At 63.5% G+C, this 10,331-nt stretch carries 11 protein-coding genes; 7 read left to right on the top strand and 4 right to left on the bottom strand.

All coding sequences use genetic code 11. The features are described 5' to 3' along the window. Positions 1-70 precede the first annotated feature (70 nt). Entirely contained in the window at positions 71-1,369 is a 1,299-nt protein-coding gene (locus tag E1K68_RS17445) for a protein kinase (RefSeq protein WP_212614475.1), read from the bottom strand. A 36-nt stretch (positions 1,370-1,405) separates the two neighbouring features. Continuing rightward, entirely contained in the window at positions 1,406-2,500 is a 1,095-nt protein-coding gene (gene zapE, locus E1K68_RS17440) for a cell division protein ZapE (RefSeq protein WP_094774508.1), read from the bottom strand. Positions 2,501-2,690: 190 nt separating this feature from the next. Here zapE and E1K68_RS17435 point away from each other — a divergent pair, with 190 nt between their 5' ends. The 7 genes from E1K68_RS17435 (at position 2,691) to E1K68_RS17405 (ending at position 9,007) form a co-directional block, all read left to right on the top strand. Then, positions 2,691-3,182 carry a spore coat U domain-containing protein gene (locus E1K68_RS17435; RefSeq protein WP_087149722.1) on the top strand — a complete coding sequence of 164 codons (492 nt, stop codon included), beginning with the start codon at positions 2,691-2,693 and terminating at the stop codon, positions 3,180-3,182. Continuing rightward, on the top strand, positions 3,176-3,721 hold the full coding sequence (locus E1K68_RS17430) for a spore coat protein U domain-containing protein (RefSeq protein WP_003192221.1): 546 nt from the start codon (positions 3,176-3,178) through the stop codon (positions 3,719-3,721). The genes E1K68_RS17435 and E1K68_RS17430 overlap by 7 nt, the downstream gene beginning before the upstream one ends. A gap of 18 nt (positions 3,722-3,739) precedes the next feature. Then, a complete protein-coding gene (locus tag E1K68_RS17425; RefSeq protein WP_003192220.1) occupies positions 3,740-4,282 on the top strand; it encodes a spore coat protein U domain-containing protein in 543 nt (180 codons plus the stop codon). 2 nt (positions 4,283-4,284) lie between these two features. Then, a complete protein-coding gene (locus tag E1K68_RS17420) occupies positions 4,285-4,773 on the top strand; it encodes a spore coat U domain-containing protein (RefSeq protein ID WP_003192218.1) in 489 nt (162 codons plus the stop codon). Between the two features lie 26 nt (positions 4,774-4,799). Continuing rightward, positions 4,800-5,588 (top strand): molecular chaperone, encoded by a 789-nt coding sequence (locus E1K68_RS17415; protein ID WP_003192217.1) that lies wholly within the window; start codon positions 4,800-4,802, stop codon positions 5,586-5,588. Between the two features lie 72 nt (positions 5,589-5,660). Beyond that, entirely contained in the window at positions 5,661-8,009 is a 2,349-nt protein-coding gene (locus E1K68_RS17410) for a fimbria/pilus outer membrane usher protein (RefSeq protein WP_212614908.1), read from the top strand. 77 nt (positions 8,010-8,086) lie between these two features. Beyond that, positions 8,087-9,007, top strand: coding sequence for a spore coat U domain-containing protein (locus tag E1K68_RS17405; RefSeq protein ID WP_003192215.1), 921 nt, complete (start codon positions 8,087-8,089; stop codon positions 9,005-9,007). Here E1K68_RS17405 and E1K68_RS17400 read toward each other — a convergent pair. Beyond that, complete coding sequence (locus E1K68_RS17400; RefSeq protein WP_212614474.1) at positions 9,004-9,741, bottom strand: anti-sigma factor; 738 nt, start codon at positions 9,739-9,741, stop codon at positions 9,004-9,006. The genes E1K68_RS17405 and E1K68_RS17400 overlap by 4 nt on opposite strands. Further along, positions 9,738-10,244 (bottom strand): sigma-70 family RNA polymerase sigma factor, encoded by a 507-nt coding sequence (locus E1K68_RS17395; RefSeq protein WP_212614473.1) that lies wholly within the window; start codon positions 10,242-10,244, stop codon positions 9,738-9,740. Before E1K68_RS17395 ends, E1K68_RS17400 begins: the two co-directional genes overlap by 4 nt. Positions 10,245-10,331: the final 87 nt, after the last annotated feature.

Genomic DNA, 10,331 nt, shown 5'->3' with positions numbered 1-10,331 from the left:
GCGGTGTGACAGTCAACAGATGTATTGGCTGTTCCACCGCATTCGCGAGCAAGCCCGCTCCCACATTGGTTTAGTGGTGTTGCATAGATTCGAGCAAGACCTCAATTTCTTCAAAGCCCGGCCGCGCCAGCACATCCGGCTGGCAGCAGCGTTGTTGCAGTGCCTGCAAGCGTTCGTCACTGGCCTCAGCCCGCTCCAATAACTCCCCCAGCAACACCCCGAACGCGCGCACTTCAATACGCTGCAGCGCACGGGTTTCCAACGTGTCCGCCGTGGCATGGAAGGACGCCGCGCCAAAGTCTCCCAGCAAGCAATCACCCGCTGCATTCCACAGGATATTGTGGCCATACAGGTCACCATGGGTAATGCCGTGCCGATGCAGGTGCGCCGCCACCGAAGCAATACCCCGCGCCATGCGCAGTGCCACATCCAGGCTGAAACGGGTGTCGGGGGCGTAGATGTCGCGCGTGCACGACGCCAGGCTCGGCAGGGCCGCGAGGTTGCGGTAACTCGGATCGATCAGCTCCATCACCAGGGCGGCCTGGTTATCGGGATGGCCGACGACCCGCCCTTCAACCTTGATCAGGTTGGGATGCAGCCCGGCGGCGATGCAGGCTTGCATTTCATGCAGCGGTGAACCGTCGCTGGTGATGGTGCTCTTGTACAGCTTGACCGCGACCGGCACCGCACGGGGTTTCCACAGCGCCTTGCGAATAATCCCCGAGGCGCCTTCGCCCAGGACTTCGCCCATTTCCAGTTCCTGCCAGGCGATGTTCGGCGTCGCCTCATCACTGCTCACCTGCACGGCCATTTCCACCGGGTTGCCTGCGTAGGCCAGCCAGGTCAGGCTCGGCAGGGTCAGCAGCCACTGCGGCAGATGAGTGAGGCGGTTGGAGGCGATGCGGATCAACTCCAGGTTTTGGCACTGGGCCAGGCTTGGCGGTAGGTGAGTCAGTTGGTTACCGGCCAGCATCAGTTTTTGCAGCAATGGGCGTTGGCCCAGTTCATCGGGCAACTGACTGATGCGGTTATCGGTGAGGATCAGCCAGCGCAACAGCGGCGGCAGGGCGGCGGCGGGCACCTGGCTGATCTGGTTGGCCTTGAAGCCGATCATGCTCAGCTGGGCGCACTGGCCCAGGCATTGTGGCAGTTCGGTAAAGGCGTTGTCCGAACAGAACAGTACGCGCAGGTGCGTCAGGCGGTGCAGGTCGTCGGGCAGGCTGCTCAGCGCGTTGCCGGTGAGGTTGAGGATTTCCAGCGAGTCGGCCAGATCGAAAATTTCCCGGGGGAACTCGGTCAGCCCGCAGGCCAGGTCCAGGCGCATCGCGCCGGCCAATTGGCCAGCCTTGAGTTGGGCGAGGGTATTCATGCAGGCGTGGTGCTCGGAAGAGGGCGTAAAAGGCGCTCATGATAGCCGCTCGGGCGCGGTTTGCGGGCATAGCGTGTGCAATTGCCGCAGGCGACTGGCGGTGCGGGCGAGGTCGATGGCCTGGCCTTCCAGGCATTTATCCAGGGGCTGGTGACCGATAAGTGTCAGTTGTTTGTCCTGGTCGTAGAGCACGTCTACCAGGTTGATAAAGCGCTGTTGCACGGCGATGGGGCATTCGGCCAGATGCGGCAGGCCGTCGATGATCCAGTGGTCGAAGTCCTGGCACAACAACAGGTAGTCCATGACCGCCGTGAGCTGTTCGCACAGGTCGTTGAAGGTGAACGCGATGGTTCGTGCCTGATGGCCTCGGCATTGTAACTGCCGAGTGCCGACCTTCAGGGTTTGCGCCGGGCAATCTGTGGCAGGCAGGCCCAGGTTTTCACGCTGGCCAGCCGTACCTGGCCAGACGTACTGGCCGCCCGTGAAGCGTTGTTGCGCGTGGGCCTGAGCCAGGCTGCGAAAGTCCTGAGGCGCACTGACTTCCAGCACCTCCATGCGCGCGGCGATCAGCTCGATCACCGGTTTGAAGCGTTCGTGGTACAGCGGGTTGGGCAGCAATCCTTCCGGCGGATAGTTGGAAGTCACCAGCACCAGCACGCCGCGCTGGAACAGGGCCTTGAACAAGCGGCTGATGAGCATTGCATCGCCGATATCGTGCACATGGAATTCGTCAAAACACAGCACTCGGCAGCCGGCCAGCAGCTCGTCCAGCGTGACGCCCAGGGCATCGTCATGCCCGCGGTGCAGGAACATGCCCTGGTGCAGCCGGGCGAAGAAGCTGTGGAAATGCACGCGCTGCTTCTCGGCGATGGGCAGTGCTTGGAAAAAACCGTCCAGCAGCCAGCTTTTGCCACGCCCCACCGGGCCATGCAGGTACAGGCTGCGCGTGGCCTGGCCGGTGAGCAGGTATTGGGCCTCGCGATTCAGGGCGCTAATCGCCCGGATTTGCCCATCACTGAGGGTATAACCCTGTTGTGCGGCCTTTTGTTGAAAATATGCCGGGATAGGCGAGGCGTCCGAGGCGTCGGTTTTTTTACCCAGCAGGCGCTGGAGCAGGGCAAGCACGGCCAAGAATAAACACTCTGTATTGCGGTGGTCGCTCACTGTAAGACGCTCGATGCCATTTGACCAATAGCGAACGGCCCCAAGCCTTGCAAACTGGCACTTTCGGGTTAACTGGCTAACCTCATACACAGTTGTCACCCCTGTATAAGGAATTGGGGCTGTGAAGGGACCGGCGGTATTGGCAGTCATGGGCACGATGCTCTGCAACGCGGCGATTGCTGCGCAACTCCAGGTGCAGGTGCGTATCGACGTGCAACGGGGTTGCCAGTTGGTGGGCACCACCCGTAGTGCGGGCATCGAGCAACTTGGTGTATTGGATTTCGGCAGCGGCCCGCGTCTGGATGACCCGGCCGGCCCCCTGAGTGCGGCCCTGATCAGCCAGCGCCAGCCGCGCCTGGAATGTAACCCCGACACGCCTTACCAGGTGCGCGTTGACGGCGGCCTGCATGGCGGTGTGGGTGAAGTGCGTTATCTGGCCACTGCGGCGCCTTCCAGCCGGCCCATCCCCTATCGAATCTACGCCGACGCCGCGCGGCTTATCCCCTTGCCGGTGGACGTGCCGATCAGTGGCCGTGTGCCGGACACCGGCTCCGTGGAGCTGCCGCTGTATGGGCGCATCGAACCACTCAAGGACATCCCCGCCGTCGGCCGTTATTCCGACCTGCTCAAGGTCACGGTCACATGGTAAGCCGCTACCTGGCCGTGACGGCCCTGGGCAGCCTGCTGTTGCTGGCGGATGACGCGCAGGCGGCGGTGGTCAACGGCCAAGTCCACGCACGGTTGGTGATCACCGCCAGTTGCGAAGTGAGCAAGGGCGTGGAAACCGCGCCGGTCACGCCCGAAGGCGGCACCGCGCTGTTGGACTTTGGCAGCCAGGGGCCGACGTGGAACGAGACCTTGGGCGCGGCGATTTCCGATGGCGACAAGGCGCCGCTGTCGGTGTCCTGTAACCCCTCGGTGGTCAGCAGTTTCACGGTGACCATCGACGGCGGCGCCAACGGCGACGGCACCACGCGGCGCCTGAGCAATGGCCGCCAGACCATTCCCTATCGACTCTCGGCCGACCCCCAGGGGCGCAGTGCCTACAGCATCGGTCAGCAACGCAATTTCGTCGTGACCCAGGGCACCCAGGTACCAATCCCGGTATTCGGTTCCGTGGTGGCGAATACCAGGGCCCTACCGGCCGGCATCTACACAGACACCCTGACGGTGACTCTGGATTGGTAAACCATGAGGATGGATATCATGCATGTACTTGTATCGCGAATCGGCCTCTGTGCCCTGGGCCTGGGGCTGGCCTCCAGCCTGAACGCGGCGACCACGGTGACCGGGCAGATCAGTTCCAGCCTGACGTTGATCGCCAGTTGCCAGGTCAACGGCTCGGGCGCGGCTACCGGGCTGAATTTCGGTAGCTTGAACTTCGGCACCACCAACAGCCTGTTTACCAATGCCGACGCCCAGTTGCTCGGCGGCACCGGTACCGGCGGGGCGTTGTCGATCCTGTGTTCGGCTGGCACCGCGCCAACGATCAAGGTGCGTGCCGGCGCCCACGATGGCGCTTCCCCCGGTGGCACCCGAGCGTTGGCCGATGGCGTGGGTAACTTCGTGCCCTATGATTTCTACACTGACAGCGGGCGTTCCGCGCTGTTGGCGATTGACGGCGTGGTGACACTCGCCACCAGTACCGGCGTGGCGCAGACCGTCAACCTTTACGGCCGGGCGGTGGGCAAGGCGGGGCTGCCAGCGGGCACCTACACCGACACGGTGGCCGTGGAACTGACGTTCTAACGATGTGGCCCAGAGTGTTGCTTGCCATCGGCCTGGCGATGCCGTTGCCGCTGTCGGCGGTGGTCAACCAGAGCTTCCAGGTGAGCGCGACCATTACGCCGGGCTGCCTGATCGTGGGCGGCGGTTCCAACTACGGCACGTTGGCCTACGGCAGCTATTCGGCCCTGGCCACCAGCACGGTGACGGCGGCCCTCACTGGCGGTGTAACCCTGCAATGCACGCCGGGCGTGGCCCTGAGCATGAGCGTCGATGGCGGCCTGCACAGCAGCACCGGGCGCAACTTGCAGCTCAACAGTGGCAGCGCGCGGGTGGCTTACCAATTGTTTCGCGATGCGGCGTTCAGCCAGAGCCTGGGCATCAGCCAGAGCGTCAGCGTGACCTACAGTGATGCGAGCAACATCAGCCTGCCGATTTACGGGCGGGTGGTTTTACCGGGCAATCAGCCTGGGGGGACGTACAGCGACACGCTGCAGGTGCAGCTGACGTGGTAGGGCTAACGGTTTTAAGGAGGGGTGTTATGGGGTGTGCTTTGCGACGGTTATGCACCGTGGGTTTCGCCTTGGGGGCGTTGTGCTCGGCGGGGTTTGTACAGGCAGCCAGTTCGGTGCTGATCTGGCCCATCGACCCGGTGCTGGAGGCCGACCAACAGGCCAGCGCGCTGTGGCTGGAGAACCGTGGCACCGAGACCGCCAACCTGCAGATCCGCGTGTTTGCCTGGAGCCAGAATGGCTTTGACGAGCAGTACCAGAACCAGCGCGATGTGATCGGCAGCCCGCCCGTGGCCAAAATCGAGCCGGGCCAGAAACAACTGGTGCGCCTGACCCGCACCCGGGAAGTGCCGCCGGGACAGGAGCTGGCCTATCGCATCATCATTGATGAAATCCCCTCGGCGCTTCAGGTGCCCACGCCGCCGGAGGGCAAGAACACGGCGGCGGCGATTCGCTTTCAGATGCGTTATTCGGTGCCGTTGTTTGCCTACGGCGCCGGCTTGTGGAGCAAGGACGACGCTACCCGCCAACGCGATCCCAAGGGCGCGGGCAAGCCGCAGTTGAGCTGGCAGAAGGTCAACGTGGCAGGGCGCAACTACATCGAGGTGCGCAACCAGGGCGCCGTGCATGCGCGGCTTACCGATGCGTCATTCAAACAGGGCGGGCAGACCCGGCCGTTGGTGGACGGTTTGCTCGGCTATGTGCTGCCGGGCGCGAGCATGCGCTGGCCGGTGCCGGATGCCGTATCGGCCGACCAGCCGTTGCAGGTACGCGTCAACGGCGCGCCGCAACTGGAAAGCCTGGCGCCCAAGCGATAGCCGTTATGTAGCGCAACGGGCACGCGCCCGGGTTTTAACAGGATGGAGATGTCCATTGAAGGACACAACGCCATGGTGAGTCGTGGTTGGGCTCGGGTTTTATGGCCGTCGGTGGCAGTGGCAAGCGGGCTGTGGGGCGCAGCGATGGCGGGCGACTTGCCGCCGCCGCCCGGCAGCATGGAGGCAGTTGCCGATGCACAGCTGTTTCTGGAACTGGTGGTCAACCAGATGGACACCGGCCGCGTTATCGCGGTCGAGCAGCGCGCCGGCCAGCTGTTTGTGCCGGCCAGCGCGTTGCAGGACGTGGGCATGAAACTGCCCGGTGAGCCCGTCGGCAGTGTGGCCCTGGACCAGGTGCCGGGCCTGCACAGCGACTACGACAGCAACGGCCAGCGCCTGCTGCTGGATGTGCCGCCTTCCTGGCTGCAGGAACAGTTCATCGGCAACCGCAATACCTATCCGCGTACCCAGGCCATGAGCAGCTTCGGCGCCTTGCTCAACTATGACGTGTATTTCAATGACACCGACGACGGCGGCAGTTACCTCGCGGCGTGGAACGAAGTGCGGCTGTTCGACACCTGGGGCACCTTGTCCAACACCGGGCAACTGCGCCAGACCCTGTCCGACGGAGTCAGCGGCGGCACCCTCAACAATGGTTACCGACGTTACGACACCACCTGGCGTTTCTCCGACGATGAGCGCCTGCTGACCTACGAGGCTGGCGACGTGATCAGCGGCGCGCTGCCCTGGAGCAGTTCGGTGCGCCTGGGCGGGGTGCAACTGTCGCGGGACTTTGCCGTGCGCCCCGACCTGGTCACGTACCCCTTGCCGCAGTTTGCCGGTGAGGCGGCGGTGCCGTCGTCGGTGGATCTGTTTATCAACGGCTATAAATCCGACAGCGCACAGTTGCAACCCGGCCCTTACACCCTGACCAACATCCCGTTTATCAACGGTGCCGGCGAGGCCGTGGTGGTCACTACCGACGCCCTGGGACGCCAAGTGTCGACCACGGTGCCGTTCTACGTCACCAGCACCTTGCTGCAACAAGGCTTGACGGATTTTTCGCTGGCCGCCGGTACCTTGCGCCGTGACTACACCCTGCGGGACTTCGGCTACGGGCCGGGCGTGGCCAGTGGCACGTTCCGCTACGGCTATTCCGATAACCTCACCCTGGAAAGCCACGCCGAAGCCTCCAGCGACCTGACCCTCGGCGGGCTCGGCGGCAACCTGCGCCTGGGCAACTTCGGCGTGCTCAATACCGCCATCAGCCAGAGCCAGTTCGACAGCCGCACGGGCCAGCAACTGAGCCTCGGTTACCAGTACAACAGCACGCGCTACAGCTTTATGTACCAACGGGTGGAGCGCCGCGACGACTACGCCGACCTGACTCTGGTCGATACCCCTTACGCCAGCCTCAGCAAGCGCAGCGAGCAGGTGACCCTGAGCCTCAACCTCCAACGTTTCGGCAGCCTGGGCCTGGGTTATTTCGACGTGCAGGCGGCGGACGACTCGCGCACGCGCCTGCTCAACCTGAGCTGGAGCAAACCGCTGTGGCGCAACACCAGTTTCTATCTGTCAGCCAACCGCGAAATTGGCGACAGCAACTGGGCCATGCAGGCGCAACTGGTCATCCCGTTCGACCTCAACGCCAGCCTGGCCTTGAGCTCCGAGCGCAGCAAGGACGGCGCCAGTCGCCAGCGCATCAACTACAGCCGCGCGGTGCCCAGCGAAGGCGGGGTGGGCTACAACCTCGGCTATGCCCAGGGCGATGCCCCCAGCTATCGGCAGGCCGACCTGACTTGGCGCTTGCAGTCGGTGCAGTTGCAGGCCGGTGTGTACGGCAGCAGCGAGGCCATGACGCGTTGGGCGGACGCCAGCGGCTCGCTGGTATGGATGGGCGGCGAAACCTTTGCCGCCAACCGCATCAATGACGCGTTTGTGGTGGTGAGCACCCAGGGTTTCGCCGGCATTCCGGTGCGCTACGAAAACCAGCTGGTGGGCCAGACCGACCGCAACGGCCATTTGCTGGTGCCGTGGAGCAGTGCCTACTACCGCGGTAAATACGAGATCGACCCGTTGAACCTGCCGGCGAATGTGCAGAGCCCCAATGTGGAACAGCGCGTGTCGGTACGCCGGGGCAGCGGTTATCTGCTGGAATTCCCGCTGCGCCGGGTGCTCGCCGCCAGCATCACCCTGGTGGACCGCCAGCACCAGGAGTTGGCGCTGGGCAGCCTGGTAATGCACGAGCAAAGCAACACTCAGGCGGTGGTCGGCTGGGATGGCCTGGTGTATCTGGAAAACCTCAGCGCCCATAACACCTTGCAGGTCACGCTCGGTGAGGGCCGCATCTGCCAGGCAACCTTCGATATTGATGAGCAGCAACAGGATGTGCCCTTGATCGGGCCGTTAGTGTGCCAATGAGGGATTGAACAGGGAGTGTTCAGGTGAGGGGCAGCGTAGGGCTATATGGCGTAGGTTTGTTGTTTTGCGGGCAGGCCATGGCGGCGTGTTCGGTGGTGTCCACCGTGCCGGCCAGTTTTGGTTCGATCAGTTCGATGACGGTGCGCACCGCCGCGCAAACCAGCTCTACGGCCAACTCAGGGTTGAGTTGCACCTCGGCGCTGATATCGCTGCTGGTGTCCACCGACCACTTTTACGCCACGATCACCTCGCCCCAGACCGGTTTGGTCGGGCCGACCGGTGATGTGATCAGCTACACGATTTATGGCAATAACAGCACCAGCTATCCCATCACCCGTGGCAGCCAATTCGATTTCGGCGGCGCTGGCGGCATCGCCCAGAGCATCGGCCTGATCGCCGGGCCCGGCGCGAAAACTGTGCCGTTGTACCTGAGCAGCATCACTGGCAGCAACGTCGCCGCCGGGGTGTACACCGAGACATTGAGCATCGCCTGGGTGTGGAATTATTGCTCGGGGATCGGCCTTGGCGGCATTTGCCTGGGACGTGACATTGGCAGCGGCACGGCATCGCTGACCGTCAACATGACCGTGACCAACGACTGCCAGATCACTGCCCCGAATATCAGCTTTGGCAGCGCGCCGGTGGTCAGTGGGTTTACTGCGGTGACCGGGCAGACCATCAACATCGCCTGCACCAAGGGCAGCGCCTATACCGTGGGCTTGAGCGATGGCCAGAACCCGGTGAGTGTCGGCGGCCGGCGCCGCATGATTTCCGGCAGCAACTACCTGGCCTATGACATTTTCCAGAGCGCCGGCACCACGCGTTGGGGCAGTGTCGGCGCGGCGCGGCGGGCCAGTTCCACGGCCGAGGTCAACCCTGGCAACGGGTTGGGCGTCGGTAGCCAGGTGTACAACTACAACGCCAAGGTCTACACCGACCAGCCCACGCCGCCGGCTGGCACCTATCTGGATAATGTGGTGTTGGACGTCGGTTTTTAGAATGGCGTCTGCAGCGCGGCGGCCTGGTCTACCGGGCTGACCATTGCATAGTTGTAGCCGCCGCCCGACCAATAGTCGGCCTGCAAACCATCGGCACTGCGGCTGCCGCGAGGCAGGAAACCGTTGTTCGGGCCAGGCGGGCGGATGTAGAAGCTGATGCGCCGGCCTTGGGCGTCCTGATACAGCACCATGGCTGCCGCGCCTTGGTCGGTGGCGAGCAGGCGCCCGCTGACCGGCTTGAAACCGGCTTGGCTGAGGTCGGGCAGGCGATGGGCCTGGTTGAAATAACGGTCGAGCCAGGCCTGCATGGTGCCACGGTCCTGAGCGTTGTAGTCGGCGGGCATGATGCCGTCCTGGGCAAACAGACGGTAGGCCTGCATGGCGTCGGTCATCGGCAGCAGCGGCGGCTGGGTGGCTTCGCGGGCGTGCCAACCGCCAAACCCGCCGAGGCTCACGGCGATCAGCAGCAACGCCGCCGTGGCCAGGTGCCGACGGGACTGTTTATTGATGCGCTGACGAATCAGCGCCGGGTCCAATGCCGGGTTGTACGGCTGCTGCAGGGCGCCGCTCAACGACGCACGCAGCAACTGTGCATCCTGTTGCCAGGCCTGTACCTGGGCCGCCACTTCGGGGTGGCTGGCCAGCCAGGTTTCAAGCACACGACGGTCACCGTCCAGCAGTTGATGATCGACGTAGGCATGTAAATCGCGTTCGCTGGGGGGCAGGCTGATCATTTGAGTCTCCGCAGGGAAGGGCTGGTCATTTCGCCATCGCTGAGTTGACGCAACGCTTGGCGCGCGCGGGACAGGCGTGACATCACGGTACCGATGGGCACCTTGAGGATCTCGGCCACTTCCTTGTAGCTCAAGCCCTCGACAGACACCCACAGCAGCAGGGCGCGCTGTTCGGTGTTCAGTTGGTCGAAGGCTTGCAGGGTGGATTGGGCCAGCACCGTGCGTTCTACCGAAGGTTGCACGTCATCGCGGCCGGTGAAGAATTCGAGCATGCGCGCATAGCGGCGGTTGCGGCGGTGGGCGTCGAGGAACTGCCGGTAGAGGATCGAAAACAGCCAGGCGCGCAGGTCGCCCTCGATACGTTTATCGGCCCAGGCGACGATCGCGAGCTCCAGGGTCGATTGCACCAGGTCATCGGCGCTGCTGCTGTTGCGCGTCAGGGACACGGCAAAACGCCGCAACCTGGGGATGAGTTCGCGTAACTGTTCGTCGAGTTCATGCATGGGTGTCTGGCTGATCACTACGCTGGGACTAGAGAGACGTTTGGCGTTGAAGGTTATTCCCCGTCCCGCAAAATAAATCCAGGGCCT

Source organism: Pseudomonas sp. B2021 (assembly GCF_018135665.1).
In the GTDB taxonomy this organism is placed as follows: Bacteria; Pseudomonadota; Gammaproteobacteria; order Pseudomonadales; family Pseudomonadaceae; genus Aquipseudomonas; species Aquipseudomonas lactis.
Note: the sequence above shows the minus strand (reverse complement) of the source record. Positions and strands in the feature narration are given on the sequence as shown.